Annotated in this window: 22 protein-coding genes; 15 read left to right on the top strand and 7 right to left on the bottom strand. The window is 43.1% G+C overall.

The genetic code is table 11. The features are described 5' to 3' along the window. Positions 1-83 precede the first annotated feature (83 nt). Positions 84-1,481 (top strand): bifunctional glycosyltransferase family 2 protein/class I SAM-dependent methyltransferase, encoded by a 1,398-nt coding sequence (locus MHB66_RS16785; protein ID WP_041115548.1) that lies wholly within the window; start codon positions 84-86, stop codon positions 1,479-1,481. A gap of 13 nt (positions 1,482-1,494) precedes the next feature. Here MHB66_RS16785 and MHB66_RS16780 read toward each other — a convergent pair whose 3' ends face one another. From MHB66_RS16780 to kduI, 5 genes are all read right to left on the bottom strand, one after another. Continuing rightward, on the bottom strand, positions 1,495-2,640 hold the full coding sequence (locus tag MHB66_RS16780) for a Ger(x)C family spore germination protein (RefSeq protein ID WP_041115549.1): 1,146 nt from the start codon (positions 2,638-2,640) through the stop codon (positions 1,495-1,497). After that, complete coding sequence (locus MHB66_RS16775) at positions 2,637-3,737, bottom strand: GerAB/ArcD/ProY family transporter (RefSeq protein WP_041115550.1); 1,101 nt, start codon at positions 3,735-3,737, stop codon at positions 2,637-2,639. The genes MHB66_RS16780 and MHB66_RS16775 overlap by 4 nt, the downstream gene beginning before the upstream one ends. Positions 3,738-3,740: 3 nt before the next feature. Beyond that, complete coding sequence (locus tag MHB66_RS16770; protein WP_041115551.1) at positions 3,741-5,207, bottom strand: spore germination protein; 1,467 nt, start codon at positions 5,205-5,207, stop codon at positions 3,741-3,743. A 103-nt stretch (positions 5,208-5,310) separates the two neighbouring features. Continuing rightward, entirely contained in the window at positions 5,311-6,081 is a 771-nt protein-coding gene (gene kduD, locus MHB66_RS16765) for a 2-dehydro-3-deoxy-D-gluconate 5-dehydrogenase KduD (protein ID WP_046313029.1), read from the bottom strand. 8 nt (positions 6,082-6,089) lie between these two features. Next, positions 6,090-6,917, bottom strand: coding sequence for a 5-dehydro-4-deoxy-D-glucuronate isomerase (kduI, locus tag MHB66_RS16760; protein WP_046313033.1), 828 nt, complete (start codon positions 6,915-6,917; stop codon positions 6,090-6,092). Positions 6,918-7,176: 259 nt separating this feature from the next. On the opposite strand from kduI, the gene MHB66_RS16755 reads away from it, so the two are divergent. From MHB66_RS16755 to MHB66_RS16700, 12 genes are all read left to right on the top strand, one after another. Next, on the top strand, positions 7,177-8,187 hold the full coding sequence (locus MHB66_RS16755; RefSeq protein ID WP_046313034.1) for a LacI family DNA-binding transcriptional regulator: 1,011 nt from the start codon (positions 7,177-7,179) through the stop codon (positions 8,185-8,187). A gap of 86 nt (positions 8,188-8,273) precedes the next feature. Next, positions 8,274-9,290 (top strand): sugar kinase, encoded by a 1,017-nt coding sequence (locus MHB66_RS16750; RefSeq protein WP_080943484.1) that lies wholly within the window; start codon positions 8,274-8,276, stop codon positions 9,288-9,290. Then, positions 9,262-9,861, top strand: coding sequence for a bifunctional 4-hydroxy-2-oxoglutarate aldolase/2-dehydro-3-deoxy-phosphogluconate aldolase (locus tag MHB66_RS16745; protein WP_041115555.1), 600 nt, complete (start codon positions 9,262-9,264; stop codon positions 9,859-9,861). Before MHB66_RS16750 ends, MHB66_RS16745 begins: the two co-directional genes overlap by 29 nt. A 121-nt stretch (positions 9,862-9,982) precedes the next feature. After that, positions 9,983-10,438, top strand: coding sequence for a GNAT family N-acetyltransferase (locus tag MHB66_RS16740; RefSeq protein ID WP_024423655.1), 456 nt, complete (start codon positions 9,983-9,985; stop codon positions 10,436-10,438). A 69-nt stretch (positions 10,439-10,507) separates the two neighbouring features. After that, the gene (locus MHB66_RS16735) at positions 10,508-11,509 is read left to right on the top strand and encodes a sugar-binding protein (protein WP_034281148.1); all 1,002 of its coding nucleotides are present in this window, start codon (positions 10,508-10,510) and stop codon (positions 11,507-11,509) included. Then, complete coding sequence (locus MHB66_RS16730) at positions 11,506-12,948, top strand: sensor histidine kinase (protein ID WP_041115556.1); 1,443 nt, start codon at positions 11,506-11,508, stop codon at positions 12,946-12,948. The genes MHB66_RS16735 and MHB66_RS16730 overlap by 4 nt, the downstream gene beginning before the upstream one ends. Further along, complete coding sequence (locus tag MHB66_RS16725; RefSeq protein ID WP_041115557.1) at positions 12,942-14,360, top strand: response regulator; 1,419 nt, start codon at positions 12,942-12,944, stop codon at positions 14,358-14,360. The genes MHB66_RS16730 and MHB66_RS16725 overlap by 7 nt, the downstream gene beginning before the upstream one ends. 103 nt (positions 14,361-14,463) lie before the next feature. Continuing rightward, positions 14,464-15,729: an ABC transporter substrate-binding protein gene (locus MHB66_RS16720; protein ID WP_046313041.1), complete on the top strand. Its 1,266-nt coding sequence runs from the start codon at positions 14,464-14,466 to the stop codon at positions 15,727-15,729. 56 nt (positions 15,730-15,785) lie between these two features. Then, on the top strand, positions 15,786-16,757 hold the full coding sequence (locus tag MHB66_RS16715; RefSeq protein WP_046313043.1) for a sugar ABC transporter permease: 972 nt from the start codon (positions 15,786-15,788) through the stop codon (positions 16,755-16,757). Next, positions 16,754-17,575: a carbohydrate ABC transporter permease gene (locus tag MHB66_RS16710; protein WP_046313044.1), complete on the top strand. Its 822-nt coding sequence runs from the start codon at positions 16,754-16,756 to the stop codon at positions 17,573-17,575. The genes MHB66_RS16715 and MHB66_RS16710 overlap by 4 nt, the downstream gene beginning before the upstream one ends. Before the next feature lie 147 nt (positions 17,576-17,722). Then, a complete protein-coding gene (gene manA, locus MHB66_RS16705; RefSeq protein ID WP_024426280.1) occupies positions 17,723-18,673 on the top strand; it encodes a mannose-6-phosphate isomerase, class I in 951 nt (316 codons plus the stop codon). Between the two features lie 124 nt (positions 18,674-18,797). After that, positions 18,798-21,428 (top strand): glucosaminidase domain-containing protein, encoded by a 2,631-nt coding sequence (locus tag MHB66_RS16700; protein ID WP_342490563.1) that lies wholly within the window; start codon positions 18,798-18,800, stop codon positions 21,426-21,428. 17 nt (positions 21,429-21,445) lie between these two features. Here MHB66_RS16700 and MHB66_RS16695 read toward each other — a convergent pair whose 3' ends face one another. Then, positions 21,446-22,636, bottom strand: a complete 1,191-nt coding sequence (locus MHB66_RS16695) for a CDP-glycerol glycerophosphotransferase family protein (protein ID WP_080943485.1) — start codon at positions 22,634-22,636, stop codon at positions 21,446-21,448. A gap of 11 nt (positions 22,637-22,647) precedes the next feature. Next, positions 22,648-23,418: a WecB/TagA/CpsF family glycosyltransferase gene (locus MHB66_RS16690; RefSeq protein ID WP_046313049.1), complete on the bottom strand. Its 771-nt coding sequence runs from the start codon at positions 23,416-23,418 to the stop codon at positions 22,648-22,650. A gap of 359 nt (positions 23,419-23,777) precedes the next feature. Here MHB66_RS16690 and tagD point away from each other — a divergent pair, with 359 nt between their 5' ends. Continuing rightward, entirely contained in the window at positions 23,778-24,167 is a 390-nt protein-coding gene (gene tagD, locus MHB66_RS16685; protein ID WP_008343212.1) for a glycerol-3-phosphate cytidylyltransferase, read from the top strand. Between the two features lie 97 nt (positions 24,168-24,264). Beyond that, a complete protein-coding gene (locus MHB66_RS16680) occupies positions 24,265-25,731 on the top strand; it encodes an alpha-glucosyltransferase N-terminal domain-containing protein (protein WP_046313051.1) in 1,467 nt (488 codons plus the stop codon). The last annotated feature ends 38 nt before the right edge of the window (positions 25,732-25,769 follow it).

Raw genomic sequence — 25,769 nt, 5'->3', positions numbered from 1 at the left:
ATCAAGAAAGGACATTCCCTCATCTTCTGAACGTGCTGCCTATCACATACATATGGAACAGGCGGGTGAAAGGTGGAAATGAGATGAAAGGGAAAACAAGCATTGTCATGCTGACGTACAATGAACTGCATTTGACGAAAACATGTATCGAGAGCATGAAACAGCATACGAACAGCGGCCAATATGAACTCATCGTCGTCGATAATGCGTCAACTGATGGCACGAAGGAATATGTAAGAGAGCTGGATGATGTGATTTTCATTGATAATGAAGAGAATGAAGGTTTTGCAAAGGGATGTAATCAAGGGGCAAAAAAAGCTTCAGGAGACAGCATTCTCTTTTTAAATAATGACACGATCGTGACGGAAAATTGGCTTCCTCCATTAAAAGAGGCGCTATTCGCTTCAGAACAGATTGGGATGGTGGGGCCCGTCTCTAATTATGTAAGCGGCCCTCAGATGGTCCAGCCATCGTATACAGATGTGAAGGAGCTCCCAGCCTTTGCTAAGGAGTATACGTCTAAGAGAAAAGGTCAGAGAACTTATGTGCACCGGCTTGTAGGGTTTTGCTTGCTCGTGAAAAGAAAGCTGATCGAGGATGTGGGATTATTTGATGAGCGGTTTGTATATGGATCATTTGAGGATGACGATCTATGTTTGCGGTCATTATTAAAAGGATATCAGCTGCAAATTGTGCATGATTCCTTTGTGCATCATCATGGTCATGCTACCTTCAATGCCAATCAAGATACGAACATCTCTACACTGTTTACTGAGAATAGACTTCGATTTTTAGATAAGTGGGGCATAGATCTAAATTTGATCACTCCTCATCCGTATTTTGCGGAATTACTCCCTGAGGACGCTGCACACGTGCTGGATGTTGGGTGCGGAGCTGGCGCAACTGGGCTTGAACTGATGAATCGGCAGTCTGTACACATGTACGGGGTAGAGGCAGATACATTAAAAGCAGCGGTCGCAAAGGCGTATTATGAAGAAGTCATCGAGGCAAATGCAGATGAATACCCATGGTCAGAAAAAGAGGCCTTTTTTGATGCGGTCATTTTTTCGGATGTTTTAGAGCATGTGTCAGATCCTTGGCACATCATTGAGCAAGCGCACGCCTCTTTAAAGCCAGGCGGCGTCATCATTTGCTGCCTGCCTAACATGATGCATGCAGAGGTGCTTCTTCCTTTGATGACAGGTGATTTTACTTATCAAGATGTAGGAATCTTAGACCGAACCCATATACGGTTCTTCACACCAAACACCATGCGTGCGCTTTTCCCAGACCAATTATTTGAACGCGTGATCGAGCAGCGGATCAATGTACAGATTGATCAAAACGTCCAATTGTTTTTTGACGAGGTGGCAAGAATAGGAGCATCACTTGGCTTTCAAACAAAAGCGTTGTCTGATCAAGTGACTTTGTATCAGCTTCTCATTGTCGTACGTAAAAAAGGCGGCTCTCTTTTGGGATAACCGCCTTTTTGCATTACCATCTGAAGCTTTTCGTTGCGCCTTCTGCACCAAAATTCAAGATGCTCACTTTTATGTCATACGTTATGTCTGCTTCTTGAAATAGTTTGTCCCATTCATCTCGATGCTGATCCCAATATTCAGGATACTTAATACGAAACTGCCGGCTAAAAAAAATAGGATCAACACCTACTTCATGTTGCATATGACTGACCGTTTTTTGTATGCGCTCTTTAATTTTATGAGAAAAAATCTTCTCAAATCGTTTAATGTACTGTTCATCGTATGAGTTTTCAGGGGGATATTGATCCTCTGACAATTTTCCATTTGTTTGTACTCTAACGTTAAATGAAATCTTTCCGTCTTTCAGGTAGGGTTCAATTTTGGTTTTGGCTTTCTTAATTTCATACGTAATTGGAAAGCCTTTATAGGTGGCAGGTACAACGCCGCCTGCGATACGGTCCATCACCCAGTTTAAATATTGTACATCCTGTGCAGAGATGAAACCGATCAGCTTTCTTGTTTTTCCGTGAATGATACCTGCCCCATCATAAATAAGTTCACCGTCTACCGCATCTACACTTTGCACAAGAAAGCTAACGCCCATCTGAAAGTAATCAGACGCCCGGCCAATACGTGTTGGAAGTGCAATCTTTCCGTTAAAGCTTCGGTTTTTGGATGTTTCGAAGATATGTTCAACCGGTACCTTTTGCTGTGATTTCAATTTTTGATTGATGACTTTTGACGCATCACCTCGTGTCACGAGGAGATAGCTGCTGCGCCGAACCTCATCATCTCGAATAAAATGATTGAGTGTTCCTTGAATATCGTGATGCTCCGCCTGGGTTTTGCCGAACAAGAAGATTTTCAGGTGATCACTATAGATCGGCGGGTCCTTCAAGGCGACATTACTGACAGCCTCCAGCACATTTTTTCCCTTCGAGACGACATTCACATAGCCGGGAGAATCGACTTCTTGGGTTCCGCCCGTTTTCGGTACAAGGTTTTGGTAGGTCAGCTTAACTCTATTCTCTTCTTCCTCATCTATGCCAACACCGCGTACAAACGATAGTTTTTCAATATCCTTTAAGTCCCAGCATCCTGCTGATAGAAGGAAAAGAAAGCAGGACAAAAAGAATAAAAGTACACGTCTTCCTCTCATGCAGAACGACCTCCCCATTTTTTGCGTATCATCAGCAGGACAGCTGTAATAAAAGGAATGGCTAAAACCGCGAACAATGAGTAGCCAAGTAAAGTAGAGTAGTAAAAGACTTCATTGATATTTCTTGGAAAAAGTGAGAGTGCTGATGTAATTAAAAATAACAGCCAGAGCAGTCTCGTTATATTGGTCGTTTTAAAAACGGTGAAGCAGCCTTTAATCGCAAATTGGAAAAAGCCCAGCATACAAATGAACTGCTGGCAGGTCCAAATCGTCAGTAAGAAAATATCAAATCGTTCGATAAACACCCCTTCAAGTTCAAGCGCTTGAATGAGGGAAACCGTTGGCCAGGTGAGAGATTTCGTTTCACCCACGGTCATGGAGCCAATCACTATAAAGAGTGTGAGAGAGTACACGAGAGACGTAATGCCAACGCCGATGGCAGCTGCCCATTTTGCCTTCGACCATTTGTCTTTATAAATGAGCGGCACGACAAACAAAATCACTTCAAAGCCTGTAAATTGAATAAAGGTTTGAGAGAACAGGTTACTAAAATCTTCAAAACCATGCGCCATCACAGGACGCAAATAATCAAAATCAAATATTTTCAAACAAAACAGCATGAGCGCTATGTAAATGACCATGGTGATTGGATAAATATAGGTCACCATTTTGACAACTGGAAAGATACCGCTTTTCAAATGATAGATCGCTACGAGTAAAAAAATCATCACAATCACGGTCATGGGAGTCGATTGCAGCAGGAAAAATTGAACCACTTCCCCGAGGACACGCGCTTCAAAGCCGACAATTCCTAGAAGATAAGCAATTAGCATTAAATTAAAGATTGTGCCAAAGAATGCCCCTGCTCCTTTTGTATTTGACTCAAAAATGGTGTCTGGTGCATTCTTTTCAGCAATCCAGCCCAACAAAAAAGCAACGAAAGCAAAGATGACTCCCTGTATTAATACAATGATCCAGCCATCAGGGACTCCTGAATGGGCGGAACTGCGTGGAATGGTTAAAATTCCAGCGCCTATCATTGTAGAGCTGCACAGAATGGTGACTTGTAACAATGATAGCTTTTCAGGTCTGTACATCGTTTAATCTCCTTGTCTTTTGAGATTTTTTATTTTTGCTGTTTTCGGTCTAGTTTTAAATAGCCCGATTGGTAAACGAACGTACGTATCCTTTAAATCTGAAAACGGTGAAGAAAGCACTGGTGTGAAATAGTCAAAACCAAAGGTCTTTAACTGCATCAGGTGGCAAAGCACAAATAAATAACACATGATTAAACCGTATAATCCAAACAATGCTGAACTAAAAATCGCCATAAACCGCAAAATACGCAGTGGAAAACTAAAGTCATATGACGGTGCCGTGAAGTCAGCCAATGCAGTCAGTGACACAATAATCACCATTAAGGCACTGACGATATTGGCTTGGACAGCCGCCTGACCAATAATAACGCCGCCAATGAGCCCAATTGTCTGTCCGATGGCTCTTGGAAGCCGTAGTCCAGCTTCCCGCAGCAGCTCTATCGTAAAAGACATGAGAATGGCTTCCACAACAGGAGGGAAGGGAACATTCTGCCGGCTGCCTGCGATGGTGAGTGCCATTCGTGTTGGTAATAAGCCTGGGTGATAAGAGACAAGTGCAATGTAAAGCCCGGGTAAAAAAATCGTGAGCAAAACAGCGATATAACGGAGTAAACGTAAAAGAGTTGCGCTAGTCCACCTCTGATAATAATCCTCCGGAGATTGCATCAAAGCTGTAATTGTCATAGGTAAAATGAGGGCAAAAGGAGTTCCATCGAGCAAAATCGAGACTTTGCCTTCAAGTACAGATGCAATCACTCGGTCTGGACGTTCTGTGTTTTGTATCTGTGGAAAAATGGAGATATGACTGTCCTCAATCAGCTGTTCAATATAGCCGGTTTCAGGGATATCATCCATTTTGATTTCGGTCATGCGTGATAGCACATCTTCTACTAGTTTAGGATCAGCAATATCACGAACATACACAAGAGCAGCGGATTTTTTATTTCGAGTACCTATACTCACCTTTTGAATCACAAGGTGAGGATCGTTTGCCCGCTCACGGAGTAAAGCCGTGTTTTTTTCAAGATTCTCAATAAATCCGATCCGCGGTCCTCTTACAAGAACTTCAGATTGCGGCTCTTCTACTTCTCTAAATTGAAAAAGATTCGTATGGAGCGCAAGCGCTTGAGCCGCTCCATCTACAAATAAAATAGCCCTGCCGCTATATAACTGCTCGATGGCAAGGTTCATATCATCCAGCACATCACTTTGAATGCCAAAGAACGTTTTTGAAAGGGAGGAAAGTGTAGCAGAACCAACCTCGGTGATGTCGAGTTCCTTTTGCATAGGTGAAATGATTTGCTTAGAAAGCATCTCAAATTCTGTGAGTCCTTCAACGTACACGAGACATGCAGAAATAGTGGAAGGACCAAATGAAAAAGAGTGGAACACGATATCATCACTTCTTCCGGCAAAGCTTTTGACACGCTTAATGACGGACGCTATATCTTGTTCAATACGACTTTTCATAATACCTCACCCTCATCACATGTTTTTTATAGAGTGACTCGGAAGGTGGAGAATTATGCAAATAGAAAAAAGAGAATCCCCTAATAGGAATTCTCTCGTATATTTATCTTGCAAGCCAGCCGCCATCAACAGCTAAAATGTGGCCGTTCATATAATCAGAAGCTGGTGAGCTAAGGAAAACAGCCGCACCGGCTAGATCCTCAGGTTTTCCCCAGCGCCCGGCTGGAATTCGTTTCAGAATCTCTTCATTTCGATTTTCGTCGTCACGAATGGCTTGTGTGTTATTGGTCGCAATATACCCAGGCGCAATCGCATTCACTTGAATATGCTGGCTCGCCCATTCGTTGGCAAAAGCTTTCGTCAGCCCTGCGACAGCATGCTTACTTGCTGTATAAGCAGGGACAAAGACGCCGCCTTGAAACGATAGAAGGGAGGCGATATTGACGATTTTCCCTTGCCCATTTTTCAGCATCTGCTGTCCAATCTTTTGTGTGAGGAAAAAGAGACTGTTGATATTCACATCCATGACCGTATGCCAATCTTCCTCTGAATAGTGAGCCGCCTGCTCTCTTTTGATTGTTCCAGCATTATTGATTAAAATATCAATCGTATGCTTCTTTAATATGGCGTCGACAGCCTGCTTTGCAGACTGAGGGTTAGAAAAGTCAACCTGAACCGCATGAAATGATCGGCCTGCCTGTTCGACAAGTGCCTTTGTTTCTTCAAGCGGTGTATGGTGATATGTGCCGATGATATCTGCTCCTGATTTGGCAAGCGCCACGGCAATGCCTTGCCCAATACCGGTTCCAGGGCCTGTCACAAGGGCTGTTTTTCCTTCAAGGGAAAAGAGGGACGCTGCATATGAAGTTGTCATCACTTTCGTTACCTCAGCTGATCCATTGGAACAAAGTCCATATCTTTGAATGTATAGTTTTCTCCCGCCATTGCCCAAATAAATGAGTAATTCGCTGTACCTGAGCCTGAATGAATGGACCAGGCAGGTGAAATGACTGCTTCCTCATTTCCCACAACAAGATGTCTTGTTTCAGATGGCTCCCCCATAAAATGAAAGACCCGCGCATCCTCTTCGATATCAAGATATAAGTACACTTCCATCCGGCGATCATGAATGTGAGCGGGCATCGTGTTCCATGTGTTATTGGTTTCAAGCTGAGTGATGCCCATCATGAGCTGACAGCTTTGGATGCCGTCTGCATGGATGACTTGATACAGGTTTCGAACGTTGGAAGCAGCTGCTTCCCCTAAGTGGTTTGGTGTTAATTCAGCGATGGCTGCTTTTTGCGTAGGATACGCCCTGTGAGCCGTGGCTGATACTAAATAGAACTTGGCCTGCTCGCCTGATGAACTAGCGAACTGTACATCTTCGTGACCAAGACCAATATATAAGAAATCTTTATGCTCCAGCACAAAGGCCTCACCATCAACAGTGACCGTTCCTTGTCCGCCGACATTTACAATCCCGATTTCTCGTCTTTCAAGAAAATACTCCGTCCGTAAAAAGTCTCCGGCATCTAGTGTGATCGGCTCTGCTGCCGGCATGGCTCCGCCAATCACCACGCGGTCCTCATGCGAGTAATAGAGCTTTAATTCACCACTGACAAACAGCGTAGGAATATGAAAATGACGACGAAGTTCCTCTGTTGTAAAACGTTTGACCTGCTCAGGATGTACAGCATAACGATTTTCCATTTGGATAAGCCTCCCTTTCCATCTGAAACAAATATTGATATTTATTTGGTATCGGTTTCAAGGAAAATTCTAGAGGAAAAAGAGAGCGCCGTCAACCGTTAATTTGAAATCGCTTTCTTTTTCTCTGGTTAGACAAATTTTTGCCATCATCATGCAAAAAAATCTTCTGAAATGCATTCAATTATGATATGCTTTTTTTAAGTTTATTTGAAATCGGTTTCGAACCAAATGAGAAGATCAATTGTGGGAGTTTTTTTGAATGAAAGAGAAAAAGCAAACGAAAGTCACCATTAATGAAGTTGCAGCTTATGCAGGGGTCTCAAAATCAACTGTATCCAGATATATCAATGGCAGAACAAATGAAATTTCTTCAGAAAAGGTAAAAAAAATCAAGAAAGCCATTGAGGAACTCCATTATCGTCCGAGTCAGCTTGCTCAAGGATTGAAAGTCAGAAAAAGCAAGGTCATTGGGTTTATTGTAGCCGACATTACGAATCCATTCTCTGTGGCAACACTTCGCGGGGTCGAAGAGATTTGTGATGAATATGGATACAGCATTATGGTGTGCAACACAGATAATCGTCCAGAAAAAGAACGGGAAATGCTCCTAAAGCTGAATGCACATTATATTGAAGGGCTCATCATCAATACGACAGGACAGAACAATGACATTCTGGAGGATTTTCAGAAAAATGGTGTGCCGATTGTTCTTGTGGACCGGAAGCTGCCTGAACTGAAAGTCGACACAGTGACCACGAATAACCGTGATATCACCATCCGGCTGCTTCAACAAATGTATGAGAAAGGCTATGATCATATCGCTTTCTTTACTGAGCCTGTCGATGGAATCAGCCCTCGTGAAGAACGAAAGGAAGCATATGAACAGACAGCTTTGAGTAAACAGAAGAAGCCGATCATTGCAGAGATTGATTTAAAGCAAAAGGAACAAATGCGCGAAGAGATTGTCCGTTTTTTACAATCAAACGAACAGAAAAAAGCGATTTTAGCCGGTAATGGATTACTCATGCTGAAGCTGATTAGTGAACTTGTAGAGCTTGGGGTGAAGATTCCTAAAGAGATAGGCATTGCAGGGTTTGATGATACAGAATGGTATAAGCTGATTGGACCTGGAATCACAACGGTTGCCCAGCCATCTCATGAAATGGGGAAAGCAGCCATGCAAAAAATCAAGACACGGCTAGAAGGGGATGAAAGTGCGCCCCAAACGATTCAGCTTGATGGAGAAATCATTATGAGGAAATCTTTATAAATGATAGGCAGAGAAGAGTATACATACGTGCATGCTCTCTCTTTTTCAACTGATTTGAAACCGGTACCAAGAAAGGGGAGAAATGAGTGAAAGCGTTGGATGCGGTCACATTTGGGGAATCAATGGCGATGTTTTATGCAAAAGAAGTTGGAGAGCTTCATCAAGTGCATACATTTCAAAAGGCGCTTGCTGGTGCAGAGAGTAACGTGGCTGTCGGCTTGGCGAGGCTGGGCTTTCATGTGGGATGGATGAGCAAAGTCGGAGCAGATTCACTTGGCACATTCATTTTAGAAGAGCTTCAAAAAGAAGGGGTCGATACAAGTGCAGTGCTCCGTTCAAATGATGGATCTCAAACAGGAATCTTACTTAAATCAAAAGTGATGGATGGAGATCCTGACGTCACGTATTATCGAAAAGGCTCTGCTGCGAGCACAATGAGTCCAAGCGACTTTCCCGCCGCCTATTTCAAACAGGCAGGCCATCTTCATATGACTGGTATTCCACCTGCCCTATCCAGTGGAATGAGAGCGTTTTCTTTTCGTGTCCTTCAAGAAATGAAAGAAGCGGGCAAAACCATTTCATTTGATCCAAATCTTCGGCTTCAGCTGTGGGAAGAGGAGGAAGATATGATTCATACGGTGAATCATATCGCTTCGCAAGTGGATTGGTTTTTTCCAGGGCTTGCAGAAGGGCAAAGGCTCACGGGTTATCAAGAGCCAGAAGAGATTGCAGATGTTTATTTGCAAAAAGGTGTCAAGCTAGTGGTCATTAAGCTAGGGGCAGAAGGCGCCTTTTATAAAAGTGCAGCCGGTCAGGGAATTGTGAATGGCTTTTATGTGCAGGATGTCGTAGACACAGTTGGAGCTGGTGATGGATTTGCAGTGGGGGTCATCAGCGGCTTGCTTGACGGCTTATCAGATGAAAAATCTGTGACAAGAGGCAATGCGGTTGGGGCACTTGCAGTGATGTCACCGGGCGATAAGGATGGACTGCCTACCCGGGAGGAGCTTCAGGCTTTTATGAAAGAAGCCAAGCGATATCAAAGGCGGGAGTACATGAAAGGGGATGAGAGATATGGGAAAGTCAGCAAGTTTGAGCGTTAAAAAGCAGCTAGCGTCTTGTAAATTGATCGCAGTTGTGAGAGCGGATAGTGAAGCAGAAGGTATTGAAATGATTGAGCGTTTAAAGAAAAAAGGAGTCCGTGCCATTGAAGTGACGTATACCACGCCAAATGCTGAACGCATCATCGCATCCTTCCAAGAGGAGCAGGACATCATTGTAGGAGCGGGAACAATTACGACGCTGGAGCAGGCACAATCAGCCATTGAGGCAGGCTCACAGTTTATCGTTAGTCCAGGATATCTTCCTATGATTGGTGAACATCTCTCATTTTACGACACACTCTATGTACCAGGTGTCCTCACCCCAAGTGAAATCATGCAGGCGAAAGCAGATGGCTACTGCTTGCTCAAGCTATTTCCAAGCGGCTCCTTCGGTTTATCCTATATGAAAAACCTGCAAGGTCCATTTCCAGAGATTGAATTTATTCCTACGGGCGGCATTCATCCAGCTGATGTTCCAAAGTGGCTCAAAGCAGGCGCGGTGGCTGTCGGTGTCGGAAGTCAGCTTGAAAGCAGTACAGCAGAGGAATTACAAGCAGTTCTTTCTTCATAAATACTTGTCAAACGAACAAACAACTGGCTCGTTGATGCCGGTTGTTTGTTCGTTTATCTGACATAACAGCAGATGAAATTTCAACTCTTCACGTACAATGTTCGTGAAGGAGTGATTGAAAATGTATATTCTACAAGATGAACTTACAGATGGACGAATTGACCAGCTGATCACCGCACATATAGAAGAGATGAAGGAGCATTCGCCGCCAGAAAGCATTCATGCCCTTCCATTAACTGATTTAAAAAAACAGGATGTCACCGTGTGGAGTGTGCGGGATGGAGAGGAGCTTCTTGGCTGCGGAGCGTTAAAGGAACTGTCAAGTGAACATGGGGAAATCAAATCGATGAGAACCGCAGCCCTCCATATGCGAAAAGGTGTAGCGAGGTATATGCTGAATCATCTTCTCCAAGAGGCAAAACGGCGCGGGTATACACGTGTCAGCTTAGAGACAGGGGCAATGGCTTTCTTTGAACCAGCAAGAAAACTATATGAGAGCGCTGGATTTCAGTATTGTCCGCCTTTTGGTACATATCAAGAAGATCCAAACAGTTTATTTATGACAAAGGAATTATAGAGGTCGAGAGAGTATGCTTATAAGCAGCTCTTTTTTTTATGCGGAAATAGTGGGAAGGAGGAGGACACGGTGAAATTATCTAAGTGGATCGGAATGAGCGCATTTCTCACATTTTGTGTGGTATCTGTCATCTTCTTAACGTTATTAGGTCAAGATTTATTTAAAATTGAAAGCGCTTCCGATGAAACGGCGTCAACGTATCAATACCATTTTGTTCTTGTACCGGAGGAACTTGATAACGAATATTGGCAGCTTGTACAAAAGGGAGCTGCGGATGCGGCAGACGTTCATCACGTATATCTAGAATATTTGGGCCCAAAACAGGCGGATGTAGACGATCATCTGAAAACCATTGATATGGCGATCGCTGGGCATGTTGATGGCATTATGACGCAGGGACTTGATGCTAAGAAATACAAACCGCTTTTTCAGAAGGCGAGGGAAAAAGGCATTGATGTCGTCACCGTCGATACGGATGCAGAGGGGAGCAAGCGTCAAGTGTATGTAGGGACGGACAATTATTATTCAGGTTTTATCGCAGGACAGGCACTCATCGCAGATACAAAAGGTGAACAGTATGTAGGAATTGTCACAGGCAGGCTGGATGCCATTCATCAAAAGCTGCGCGTCAAGGGCTTTCGAGATGCCGTCTCTGCTGAAAAACGCATTCATATTGCTGGAATAGAAGAATCAGCCATTACGAAGTCAGGTGCCTCAGGTGCCGCTTATAAACTATTAAACGATCATGCAAAGCTCACCTCATTTTATGGCACAAGTGCATTAGATGGTGCAGGCATCATCCAAGCAATTGCACAGTATCGATCATCCACTGATTTTTATGTGCTTGCATTTGACACATTGCCTGATACGATTCAGGCGCTTGATGATGGGACAATTGATGCCGTCGTCGTGCAGCATCCTTATGAAATGGGCTATCAAGCGGTTGAATCGCTTGTTCGTTTGCAGAAAGGTGAAAAAGAAGAACCGCTCCAGTACACGGGAACGAGTGTGATCCGGCGCGGGGATCTGCCTCTTCAGCAAACAGACAGAAAGCAGGGGATGCAGCCATGAGAAAGATTCGAAGTAAGCTGTTATTAGCATTTTTAATCCTTGTGCTTCTTGGCAACGTAGCCGCTTTTTTTGTCTACTGGAGCAGTTCAAAAATCACATCAGAATATAGCCGGAGCTTCCGTTCTTTTCTCTTGCTCAATGATATATCAACAGAGGCGAAAACGATGTATGAAAAGGTCAATGCCTATGCCATTGAAAAGGATCGGAAGTTTGCCAAAGAATATCTTACGTCAAAACAGAAAATGAAATCATACGATCAAGCGCTGCGAAAGGATGCCGGTCTTCATGCGGCAATTCCTTCTATTGAAAAATATCAATATATGATGCGGACGCTCATCAATGAAAGTGATGCGACCATGACACATGTGAAAGCAGGGAAAATCGAAGAATATGCTGCAAGTGTGAAGGAAGTGAGAACCGTCTCCTCCTATATACAAGAGCAGACGATGACCCTGCTTGATGATGAATTATCTGAGTATCAGATACTCTATCAATCTCTTCAAAAAAGGCATCAAACCTATGCGCTCTTTACCTTATGCCTGTTTACGTTATCAATCGGGGTCGCCTTATGGATGGCGTATATGATTGCTGGCGGGATCTCAAGACCCATCGTTCATCTGTCCCGAAGTGTAAAAGAAGTATCAGAAGGAAATTTTGATGGAGCGAATTTGCATGTTACCACAAAGGATGAAATCTCTGTTTTAAATGAAGCCTTTCAGCGAATGCGGCAAGAGATGAAAATGATGATTGAAGAGATCAAACAAAAGGCAGCATTAGATCAAAAAATCAAAGACATGAAGCTAAAAACGCTGCAAAACCAAATGAACCCGCATTTTTTATTTAACACATTAAACATCGTTTCACGGATGGCTTACTTAGAATCAGCAGAAGCCACATCGAGGTTGATTCAATCTGTTTCCACGCTGATGCGGTATTCGCTGTCTGCTCTCAGTACATCCGTTACATTGGAACAAGAAGTGAAAGTGGTGAAAGAATATTTTCATATACAAGAAACGAGATTTGCCGATCGTATTAAGTGCAAAACGTCCATCGATGAATCGTGTTTATCTGTACATATCCCAAGTCTTACCTTACAGCCGCTTGTCGAAAATGCCTTCATTCATGGCGTTGAACCAAAGGAGGAAGAGGGACTTGTTGAGCTCTCGATCTATCAAGAAGGCGGCTATGTGATGATTCAGATTCAGGACAATGGGATGGGCATCAATGAACAGGAGAAAAGAAGATTGCTGTCAGAAAAAGAAGAGGAAGATCCGAACATACTGAGTAAAGGCCACTCGACAGGAATCGGTCTTCGAAATGTAATGTCAAGACTGCGCTTGTTTTACGGGGTGCAAGATGCCCTTCAAATTGATTCAAAGCCAAACGAAGGCACCACCATACAATTGGCTATTCCGATAAAGGAGGGACCGGCATGCTGAACGTGCTGATTGTCGATGATGAAAAAATAGAACGGCTAGCGATGCGGAAGTTCTTAACCGAATGGCTTCCAGAGTGTCATATAGCAGGAGAAGCGGAAAATGGAAAGAAGGCGGTTGAATTCGTGCAGTCTGAGCCCATTCATCTTGTGCTCATGGATATTCAGATGCCTGGCATGGATGGACTGACAGCGATCAAACAGATCAAAGCAAGCAGTCCTCATACAAAATTCATTATGCTGACAGCCTACGATACATTCGATTACGCCAAGCAAGCGATGCAGGAAGGGGTGAAACAATACCTCGTCAAACCAGCTGACAAGGATGAAACCATCGCAGCCATTCGATTTGTAGCAGCAGAGATTCAGCAGGAGGCGTCTCTGCGGCAGGAGGCAGCGGCCGATCAGCAGTCAAAGTGGCTTGAAGCGCATGTCATGAACGGTCAATCTTATACCGAAATGGAGTTTCAACAACTATTTTCCGAATATGAAGCAGGTCTTATCATTGCTGTACAGCGGACAGAAGGAGATCAGCTGTTGATCGATTTACAGAAATCTGCACGATTTCATACGGTGCCGATTCAGATGGGGGGAGAACTGTTTACATGTCTCATTTATAGTCAGCAGGGACCAGGTCAGCTAAAGGCAGAGGTGCTGCAAGCCATTCGAGCTGCCATGACAAACGGTCAGCCTTCACCTGTCGTTGGCATAGGGCATCCAGTCTCAAACCCGCTTCATCTTCAGAAAAGTGCAGCAGAGGCGAAGCTTTCCTATTATCAGCGAAAAAAGAGTGGCGGCGTTGTTCGTTATGGCTTTTACCAAACAGAAGTGAAGCCCCGCCCATTGATTCATCTGCCGGAGCTTGCAGACAGCATGATGCAGGCGCTCGAGGAAGGGAGAAGAGAGGATGCGCTAGCTTTATTTGATGCCTTTGAATTAGAGGGGGCGGCGATTTCGCAGGTAAAAGAACTGCTGATTCTCTTCAAATCACGCCTCCGTACAGATCTATCGATATTGACAATCAGCACCGCAGCTGAATGCCGCCAGTGCTGTGAACACCTATTTGACGTGTATGAAGCGAGAACACAGACCATCAATGACATCGAGCGGGCAAAACGTTACATCAAAACGCATTATTGTGAACAAATCACACTTGAGCAAACGGCCGCTTATGTTGATTTAAGTCCAACCTATTTCACAAAACGATTTAAAGACGAGACGGGTCTGACATTTAAAGAGTATGTGACAGCCTGCCGGCTGGATAAAATCAAAAAGCTCCTCAAAGACAGTACGCTTAGCTTAAAAGAAATTACCTTTCAGGCAGGATATACAGATCCTAATTACGTCAGCCGTGTGTTTAAGAAGATGGTCGGCTGTTCACCGAAGGAATATCGAAAACAGGCCGTAAAAAAATGAAGAATTTCATAAAAAAGTGAAGAAGTTTGCCTGAAAAAAAGCAAGGATCTGCCATTATACTTATTTTGATAACGCTTACAAAATGGGGATAGGGGGATCAATTATGAAGTTCAAATTAGGCTTTACACTGCTGGCACTCTGTATGCTTATCGTCACTGCCTGCAGCTCATCGACGAATTCAGAGGCAAAAAAAGAAGGCGGAGCGGAAAAGCTCGAAATTTTCTCTTGGTGGACAGGAGCAGGTGAGGAAGACGGGCTGAAGGCACTCATTCAATTGTTTGAAGAGGAGAATAAAGACATTCCAATTGAAAATGCAGCCGTCGCAGGTGGTGCTGGTACAAATGCAAAGGCTGTCCTGACTAGCCGGATGCAGGGAAATGATCCGCCTGCTACGTTTCAAGTGCATGGCGGGGCGGAGCTGAATGAGAGCTGGGTCGCGGCAGGCAAAATGGAGCCGCTGGATGATTTATATGAAAAAGAAGGCTGGAAAGACAAATTTCCAGAATCACTGATTGATCTTGTCAGCAAAGATGGGAAAATCTATTCCGTGCCAGTGAACATTCACAGGGGCAATGTGCTTTGGTATAACAAGAAAGTATTTGATGATGCAGGCTTAGAGCCGCCAACGACATTTGATGAATTTTTCAAAACAGCAGATGCATTAAAGAAAAAAGGAATCACACCACTTGCACTTGGAGATAAGGAGCCTTGGGCAGCGACTCATTTGTTTGAAAGTGTTTTGCTGGGTGTATTAGGTGCAGATGATTATCAAAAACTTTGGGCTGGCGATATGAAAATGGATGACGCAAAAGTGAAGGAAGCGGCAGACATCTTTGGACGTATGCTCGAATACGTCAATGACGATCACAGTTCACGTAACTGGCAGGATGCCTCACAGCTCGTGGCAAAAGGAGAAGCGGCAATGAATGTCATGGGCGACTGGGCGAAGGGGTACTTTGTGAATGATCTTGATTTGAAGGTGAATCAAGACTTTGGATACGCGGCGACTCCTGGAACGGAAGGAAGCTTTATGGTGATCACCGATACATTTGGACTGCCAAAGGGTGTGAAACAGCCAGAAAACGTGAAGAAATTCTTATCCGTTTTAGGATCTGTGGAAGGACAGGATGCGTTTAATCCGTTAAAAGGATCGATTCCAGCACGTGTGGATGCAGATGTATCAAAATATGATGAATACGGAAAATCGGCGATGAAGGCATTTAAAGAGTCAAAACTGGCGCCGTCTCTTGCTCATGGCTCAGCTGCTGAAGAAGGGTTTGTGACAAAAGCGAATCAAGCCGTCAATATCTTCGTGACACAAAAAGACAGCAGTCAGTTTGTTTCATCTTTAAAAGAGGCAATGAAATAAAGACGAAGGAGGCGGCGGCTAGGCACCGCCTCTTTTTTAAAAAGGAGTGTAGTTTCATGAGCATAGACACATCGCCGATGACAAAAACACCTGTGCCCAAAGTTAAACGTATGCGGAAAAAATGGAATGGAGACCAGCTGCTGGCGCTGCTCTTTTTAGCCCCGTCAGCAGTTTTATTATTCATCTTTGTTTACGGTTTTATCGGCTGGACAGGATATGTGTCATTATCAAACTGGACCACGCTTGTTCCTGATTTCTCTTTCGCAGGTCTTCGCAACTATGTCATGCTGTTTCAAGATTTCCGCTTTCAATCAGATCTTCGAAACACGGTCTTTTTCACTTTATTTTTTATTGGGGCTGTCATTATCTCTGGTCTTGCACTTGCGATTTTACTAGATCAGAAGATCAAGGGGGAATCTCTTTTTCGGAATTTATTCTTCTTTCCGATGGCCCTTTCCTTCGTTGTCACAGGAGTCGTCTGGCAATGGATTTTAAACCCGTCAACTGGGGTAAATTTATTTTTGAAAACGCTTGGTATCCAGCCTAAGTGGTATACGGATACGAATATATTGGCCGGATTTGTCTGGGGGAAAATTGAGTTTGGTGTACCTGCGGCCATGATTGCTGTTGTGATTGCAGCTGTTTGGCAAATGACAGGCTTCTCTCTGGCGATGTATTTGGCGGGTCTGCGAGGAATTCCAGAGGAAGTAAGAGAGGCTGCTAGAATGGATGGTGCAACGGAGTGGCAGATTTACTGGAAAATCATTTTCCCTCTTTTAAAACCGATTACTGCAAGTGTTGTCATCATCATGGCTCACATTTCTTTAAAGATCTTCGATTTGATTTACTCGATGACAGGGCCGGGTGCGAACTTTGTCACGGATGTTCCGGGCGTGTATATGTTTGAAATGACCTTTAGAGGAAACCATTATGCAGGCGGTGCCGCCATTGCGGTTGTCATGCTGATCTCTGTTGCGGTCTTTATCGTGCCATATCTCCTGTCGAGCCGGAAGGGGGCTTCATCATGACAGCCAGATGGTTTGTCCGTCCAGTTCTTTATGCTTTATTGATTTTGTGCAGTCTCTTTTTTCTGATGCCTGTTTATGTCATGCTCGTCACAAGCTTGAAGCCATTAGGTGAAGTCACCCTTGAGCGAATGTGGTCGCTGCCATCTACTTTTGATTTTTCAAGCTATCAAATCGCGTTTGAAAAGCTGGCGCCCAATTTAATGAATTCTCTTTATCTTGTCATTCCTGCTACTTTATTGTCAGCTGTATTAGGTGCAATGAATGGCTATGTATTATCAAAATGGCGTTTCAAAGGATCAGAAGTCGTCTTTACGCTGATGCTGTTTGGGATGTTTATTCCATATCAAAGTATTCTGATCCCGCTCATTCAATTTTTGCGTGAAGTCGGATTGTATAATTCAATTCCAGGGCTTGTGCTTGTCCATGTCGTATATGGGCTTCCGATCACAACACTCATGTTCCGAAATTTCTATGTGAGCATCCCAGATGAAATGATTGAATCGGCGAAAATGGATGGCGCAGGGTTTATCGGGATTTTCAGACATATGATTCTGCCGCTTTCGATCACAGGATTTGTTGTGGTGGCCATTTGGCAGTTCACAAATGTGTGGAATGAATTCTTATTTGCAGTCACGATGACCACTGCGGAGCATCAGCCGGTGATGGTTGCCTTGCAAAATCTATCAGGCAGTCAAATTGTGCAATGGAACGTCCAAATGGCAGGGGCGATATTGGCTGCGCTGCCGACCCTGCTCGTCTATATACTTCTTGGAAAATACTTTATCAAAGGGCTTCTCGCAGGCTCTGTCAAAGGGTAAAATATTTTTTGTGTTATCGTTTTCATTGGGTGTACTGAAAGGATTGACTTCTCTTTAGATAGCGTCATAATAAAAGTTGAGACTTACTAGTTTTCATCAAGCTAGGTAAGGATTATCAAAGGGTAGCAAAGGGAGGAGTCATCCTGAATGAAGCAGTCACCAATTTTTTTACTGCCTGAATTGAAGGAGAGAATATGGGGAGGTACAGCCTTAAGGGATCAATTTGGCTATGATATTCCTTCTGATCAAACGGGAGAATGCTGGGCAATTTCTGCTCATCCAAACGGGCCAAGTGTCGTGCAAGACGGTCCATATAAAGGGAAAACGCTGATCGAACTCTGGGACAATCATAGAGAATTGTTCGGGGGGATAGAAGGCGACCGCTTCCCGCTGTTAACCAAAATTTTAGATGCAAACCAAGACTTGTCCGTGCAAGTACATCCAGATGATGATTATGCGGAAAGACATGAAAATGGCGAGCTTGGAAAAACAGAGTGCTGGTATATCATTGACTGCAAAGAAGGAGCAGAAATGATCTATGGGCACAATGCAAGAACAAGAACTGAGCTTGTCACCATGATGAATAGTGGAGATTGGGAAGGTCTTTTGCGGCGGGTGAAGATTAAGCCTGGTGATTTTTATTATGTGCCAAGCGGTACCATTCATGCGCTTTGCGAAGGAACGCTTGTCCTTGAAACGCAGCAAAGCTCAGATACAACTTATCGCGTATATGATTATGAACGAAAAGATCAGGATGGCAATGAACGTGAACTTCATTTTGCGCAAGCGATTGATGTCACAACGGTTCCTCATGTAGACGGGTATGCAGATGAATCAGTTGAAACACGCCGGGGAGTGACCATTCGTACATTTGTCGAAGCAGAATATTTCTCTGTGTATAAATGGGAAATTGATCAAAAAGTAGAGCTTTCGCAGGATTATCCGTTTTTGCTATGCAGTGTGATTCATGGAGAAGGGTCTTTAGAGCATGACGGACACACATATCCACTGCCAAAGGGCGCTCATTTTATTCTGCCGGCTGAAACAGGAAGCTTCTCAATTGAAGGATCTTGTGAACTGATTGTGTCGCATATATAAGGAAAAGAGGACTTCGAGGGGGTCCTCTATTTTTCTATTGCATAAATGACTTGAAAGAGTACTTGTTTTTGTCGATAAAGAGATTAGTAGACTATTATGCAAAGTTAAGAGAGGGACAGGGAACGTGAAAAAAACCATCAAGATTATGTTACTCGCAGCTGCCTTTGGTATGACATTACACACGGGTAAAGAAGCGCAAGCAGCCTCCTATGTCGATCAATCCATTTATACGATGAACACCTCAAAAGTATTTACAACAGAAGCAGAAGTGAAAAAAGCAGTGGAAACACTGAAGAAAGACAAAAAGTGGACAGCCACTTATCAAACCTCAGGAAATACGTCGACCTATCAGCTCACTGCTTCAGGATATGATTCGCAAGCAGCAGCGAATGCAAGTGCAGCTGCATTAAAAAAAGAAGTAGGCATGAGCGGTACGGTGTCTCCAGTAGGTGACCGCCTTCCTTTACAAAAGGTCGTATCTGATCCAGTTAATGATGAAAGTCAGGCGAAAAAGCTTTCACTCGAACTAACGAAAACATCAGGGCTCAATAGCTCCTATGAAGTCATCAATCAAAGCAAACCTTCTTATCAGGTCATATCAGGAGCCATTGATTCTGAAACGAAAGTGAAAAATATTCAAACCGAGCTGCAAAAGCAGGCAGGCGTCACCAGTACATACCAAACCGAAACGAAAGCTGGCACTGTGTATCAGCTGATTTCAAGCGGTATTGTTGGACAAAGTAAGGCGAATACCATTCTGCAAGGCTTTCAAAAGGCATCCGGCTTAACAGCAGTGCTTCAAACGGTGACAGCAGGTAAGCCGTATTACATCGTCACATCCGCTGCACAAGCGAACCAGTCGAAAGCACAGACGCTTCTTAGTCAACTGCAAAAGGAAGCAAAGATCAGCGGGAAGATTCAAAAGACAGGTGCTTTAAAAAATGTCTACAGCTTGGAATCAGGCTATTTTAAAGACAACAAACAAGCAGCTTCAGCTGCAGCTCAGATTAAGAAACAAACCGGTGCTGCAGGTACTGTGCAGCGCGTGGGAAAAACAAAAAATTATATCGTGAAGCTCAATCAACTGAACGATACAGCTTACGCCAAAACGGTAGCCTTTTTCAAGAAAAAGAAATGGCGCTACACGTCCAAAAAGATTTCTTCTACACAGCCATATCAAGTCGTGACGGGAAACCTTTTAGGAGATGACCAAGTCAAAAAAGCAGCGGCTTTCTTCCAAAAGAAAAAAGTATCTGCGACAACGAAAAAAACTGGCAAGGTATCAGACAGCACGTATCGACTCGTCGTCAATCAAGCAGTGGACCAAGCGAAAGTGAATAAAGGGGCCGCCTACTTAAAAACGCAGCAGCTGACAAGCAGCATAACCACAAGTAAGGGACAGGCTGTCAGCAAAACGTATAGTCTCAAGACAACACCTGTATATGAACAAAGTAAAGTGAAGCAGGCTCAAGAGATTATCAAGAAAAATGGCGTTGCCAGCAGTACAAAAACGCTGACAGAAGCGGTCAATCAATACCGTATCACGACAGAGCCGACAGTGAATCAGACAAAACTGAATCAAGCACTCAGCTATTTGACGAAACAAAAAATGAAGGCCGCTGCTCAAAAAACAGGCGCAGCCGATTATGCTCAATATCAGATCAAAACAGGTGCCATCTCAACCGCTGCACTGCGTGATCAAGGTATGGCATTTTTCAAAAAACGGAATGAAACCGCTGCGTATACAACCACAACGAAACCAGCTTACAAAATCAACATTACGCAGCAATTTACAGGATTACCAACTGTAAATGAAGCCATTGCTTTTGTGAAAAGCCAATATGGCTGGACCGCCACAGCCGTAAAAATTAAAAATGGCCCAATGGTTATGCAAACGAACTACAACCTTACTGTCAATGAGATGGTCAACAAACAAATGAAGGTGTCGCCACAGACAGATGGTGCGGCCTATGTCTATGCAGCATATGTAGACCAAGCAACATCGACAGTGAATACGGATGGCTTAAATGTCCGTTCTACACCTGATTCGAGCTCTGCAAGCAACATTGTGGCACAGCTCAATAAAGGAGCAAAAGTGAAACAGCTTGGGAAAGAAGGGAACTGGATCAGGATCAACCTCGGCTGGAGAAATGCAAGTGCAGCAGAGGTGCAAAAATATGTAGATCCAGCTAATATTGCAGAAGGCACGCAATCTTATTTTCAATTTCTGAAACTCTCTGAAGCTGCGAATCTCAATCCAGCAGAGGTCAATTCAAAGATTTTAGCAGGAAAAGGGATTCTTGCGGGTAAAGGACAGGCCTTTATTACAGCAGCAAAAACGTATCATATCAACGAAATTTATCTTATTTCTCATGCGTTGCTTGAAACGGGTAACGGAAGTTCCATTTTAGCGAATGGCACAATGTATAATGGAAAGAAAGTTTATAACATGTATGGCATTGGCGCATATGACAGCAATCCGAATTATCTTGGTGCAAAGTATGCGTATGAACAGCAATGGTTCACGCCAGAGGCTGCCATTATTGGCGGAGCAAAATTCATTGGCAACAGCTATATCAATAATGCCACATACAAGCAAGATACAATTTATAAAATGCGCTGGTCGGCTGCAGCGACTCATCAATATGCAACAGATATTGGCTGGGCTTCTAAGCAAGTCACTCGCATGTATAGTTTGTATAACCTGCTTGATGACTATACGCTGTATTACGATATCCCGGTGTATAACAAATAAAAAAACGTCCGTGCTTCCTAATGAGAAGCCGGACGTTTTTTGTGTAGGAGCAGCTGCTGTTCAATAAATGAGAGGAGCTGCTGACTTGATTGTCCCTTTGAATATTGGTTCCATTCCTCAGCAAAGGTTTTGATTCGTTCTTTATTGTTTAATGCGTTTAGGTGCAAAAGCTCCTGCAAGAGCATGTCTTGAGTGACGCAAGCCTTACCAGGAATGATGTCTTCATACCGGTCGACTAAGCCGCGTTTCTCCCGATAAGTGTCTAAGTCATAAGTGAAGAACAAGACAGGCTTTTCGAGCAGTGCATACTCAAACACAATGGACGAATAATCTGTCACCAAGACATCACAAGCACAAAGCAATGGATAGAGCGGCTGATCGGACACATCAAATATCCATTCACCGTCTGTTTCTGCTTTCGCTAAATGTTTGACCGCAGGATGAAGCTTGATGAGCAGAATGTAATCGCCATTCAGCTCAGTTTGCAGCTGCTCTTTTGAAAAAGGCAGCACAAGACCGTCCATTGCAAAGTCTCGATAGGTCGGTGCATAGAGTAGGATCTTTTTCCCTTTTGGAACATCATTCAGCTTCAAGGAAGGCTGGTGCTGTTCATAGTACACATCCGTCATTGGTACACCAGTTGGTAAAAAGCGTTCATCTTTGACCCCAAACGAGGTCTTGAAAATCTCACGCATGTGATCTGAGCCTGTCACGATGTAATCGAAAGACGCATAAACGCGTTTGAAGCGTTTGATATCACGTGGACTCCGGTCAGAATTTGAAGCATCTTCAAGCCCGAACTTTTTCAAAGCCCCATTGGCATGCCAAACTTGAATACAAGTTGTAGAAGGCCGTTTTCTTAGCACACTCGTCATGAGAAAGTAATTATCCGTCACGACAACCTTGCTTTTAAACATCGTATATATACATTGAATGAGATGGAGAGGATTTTTTTCATGAAAATAGCGAAATGACAGATGAGGCCCGTCCTTTTCTATCGCAGAAGCATGCTTCGTATAGAGGATAGTGAGCTTCATTGTCATGTTCGCCTGTTGTTGATAAGTATGAATGAGAGCAGCCGCATTCTCTTGGAATGAAACAAGCAGCGTCACCTGGTTTTCACGAGGTTTCACGCCGCTCATCAGCCATCCAATGAAAGAAATAAAAGCTGCGTAACATGAAATCATCATTGAGCGTATATTCATCATTTATCAGTCTCTCACAGCTGCTTCGTCTGATCCTTTACCTGCTCAGGATAGTAACGTTTTTTTCCTTTGCTTTCTTTCAATACGGCAAAAGCGTACTTAGGAATATTGAGCATTCGTTTCCATCTCCATGGATTCACAATCAATCTGTACAGCCATTCTGTATTTGTCTTAATCATCCAGCGTGGTGCACGCTTCACCGTTCCGCTAAATACATCAAAGCTTCCGCCTAAACCGATGCAAACAGCCTGCGGGAATAAATGGCGGTATTCGTAAATAAAGTTCTCTTGATTTGGATAACCTAATGCAACGAACACCATATCAGGTTTCGAGCGCGCGATTTGCTTCGCTACGAAACGTTTATCGGCTTGATAGCCGTCACAGCTTCCAGCGAGGACCACATTTGGATATTCCGTATCAATTCGCTGTTTCACAGCCTCAAGCACTTCTTTTTTTGCACCATATAAAAAGATTCTTTTAGACTGCTTGTTTGCTAGGTCAAGCATAGACATGAAGACATCAAAGCCGGCAATTCTTGACTTAAGCGGACTTTGGGTCAGGCGGGACATCAATACGACGCCTACGCCATCCGGCAGTACATAATCCGCAGATGAGACGACTTGATGGTACGCATGATCCTTCATGACGGCATAGCCTATCTCTGGATTGACAGTCGCAATCATGGCGCCTCTTCTCTGAGAAATATGATGCTGGTTCATATAGCTGATAAATTCATCTAAGTCGCCGTTTACATAAGAAAGGTTAGAGACCACTTCTGTTTGCATTGTTTAGACCTCCTTTTTAACTTGTTATCTATGAACGTTCATTGTAAATTCATTCTTCGCCTATTCATCATTTTATCACAGATGCTCCATGAAATATTAACAATAACTTTACAAACCTTTAAATTTCATGACATTTTCATCATTTCATCTCGACGATCCTTTGTGAAACATTGATTCCTCGGACTTTTCCTCCTGCGCCCAATAAATTGGAAATAGTTTGTCTTTACATCCGCTTAACGTTTGGTGGGCGCTGTGATATAATGAGGTTCCGAAGAGCGAATCGAATATCACAGAATTACGGATAAATTACTGCACGAATGCAGTCGAATAAGGATTGAAGAAAGGAGTTTATGTTTGCAATGAAGAAAGTTATTACTTACGGTACATTTGATTTATTACACTGGGGGCACATTAAGCTGCTAGAACGTGCAAAGCAGCTCGGAGATTACTTAGTGGTGGCCATCTCTACAGACGAGTTTAACTTACAAAAATCTAAAAAAGCTTATCACAGCTACGAGCATAGAAAGCTGATTCTTGAAACCATTCGTTATGTAGACGAAGTCATTCCAGAAAACAGCTGGGATCAAAAAGTCCGTGACGTGCAAGAGCACGATATCGATGTGTTTGTCATGGGAGATGACTGGGAAGGTAAATTCGATTTCTTAAAAGAACATTGCGAAGTCGTATACTTGAAGAGAACAGAAGGCATCTCGACAACACAAATTAAGGAAGAAATTGCGGGACTTTAATAGATCGAAAAAAAGTACTTCTTATCTTTTGGTGAGAAGTACTTTTTCATGTAAAATACAATGAGCAAGTCATCATTATTTTTAAGGAGAGCTTCCTTTGTTTCAAAATTGGATGAAGAAAAAAGTTGAAGACACATTGGATCAATCTGAACAACATGAAACAATGGCATCAATGGACGTGCCTGATATGGATTATTACTTTATTATGGGTGATGTGCCAAAACAGGATGAGAGCTTAACGAAATCTTTAAAGGCAAGAATTAAGCCTTTGGCTGATCAGCATAAACGTACTGCAGTTTTAACTTTAAATTACGATGCAAATGTGAAAGAACGTATTCACAGCTTGGAGGAGACATTTCCTAACCAAGTGGACATCTTGAATGTATTTGAACACTATATCTTACCGGAAAGCGGAAGTAAAAGACGTTACTCAGAATTTATTGCCGGTGAATCATCACATCAGATCAATGAAGCTACTTTTCCAGAAGGTGCATCCACGATTCAAGTGACGAGATATGAATTGCCTTCTTCTCCCATTTGTTATATTGATCAATATAATGAAGAGCAGCAATTAGTGAAGAGGGAAGAATACAATTGGCAGGGCATTTTGTGCAGAGTACAAAGCTTTGTTCCACATTCAGGTGCTCTATACTTAGAGGAATTAATCAATGACGACGGCAGCATCTATATGGAGATCATTTATCCTGGTGATGCAAAAAAGAATCCAGTTCGGCATATTAATTGGTATAAAAAAACAGGAATTCAAACATTTACAAAGAAGACGGATATTAAACAATTATGGCTATCCAGCATTCAATCACAAAATGACCGTTTGAAACTGATGATCACAGAGGACCGTGATCAAGACCGCCACCTGTTTAAAATCGATCAGCCTGAAACAACCTATTACGCTGCATTTGTGCATCACGCACATTATGAAAAAGATCTGCATCAAGTCAATTCTCAATATGGAGAATTATTTAAACAAATAAGAAAGCAGCAAGTGGATGCTGTCTTTTTTGGGGATACTAAACATAAAGAAGATGTCGAAAAATTATTGGGAGAACAAGCCTATTTTTATCTTGTTCCTTCTGACGAAGAGACTGTTTGGAATACGGCGATTCATCATATGCTCGAAAATCGTGAGCATAAAGATGAACTGAGAGGGATCGTTGACAGCATGAAATGGGTCTTGCGTGATCTAAGCTCTGAGCATCATGTTCTTCACCTTCAACTTGAGTTAAAAGATGAAATGAGTCATGCGGATCATGTGCAAATTGATTTCGCAGGATATGATCGAGTGAATGGAGCTGAAATCATCTCTCAAACAATCGATGAGAACCATCAAGTCAGCTTCCCAATCGGCCATTTTCAAACAAAGAAAAACATTGAAATCAACCAAACGAAATTTGTGGATTTTTACATTCGTTTTAAAACAGAAGAACTTCAAGAGGTTTTGCAGCGTCTAGAAATAGAAGGTGAGCTGCTTACGAATAAACCATCATCGATCGATGGATGGTCATATCAAACGAAACAAGGAAACTATTCATGGAAAGTAAAATAGTGATATAACACAACGGTAAGATTTCTGAACAGAGGAGA

Source organism: Bacillus sp. FSL L8-0167 (assembly GCF_038630295.1).
Lineage (GTDB): Bacteria > Bacillota > Bacilli > Bacillales > Bacillaceae > Bacillus > Bacillus safensis.
Note: the sequence above shows the minus strand (reverse complement) of the source record. Positions and strands in the feature narration are given on the sequence as shown.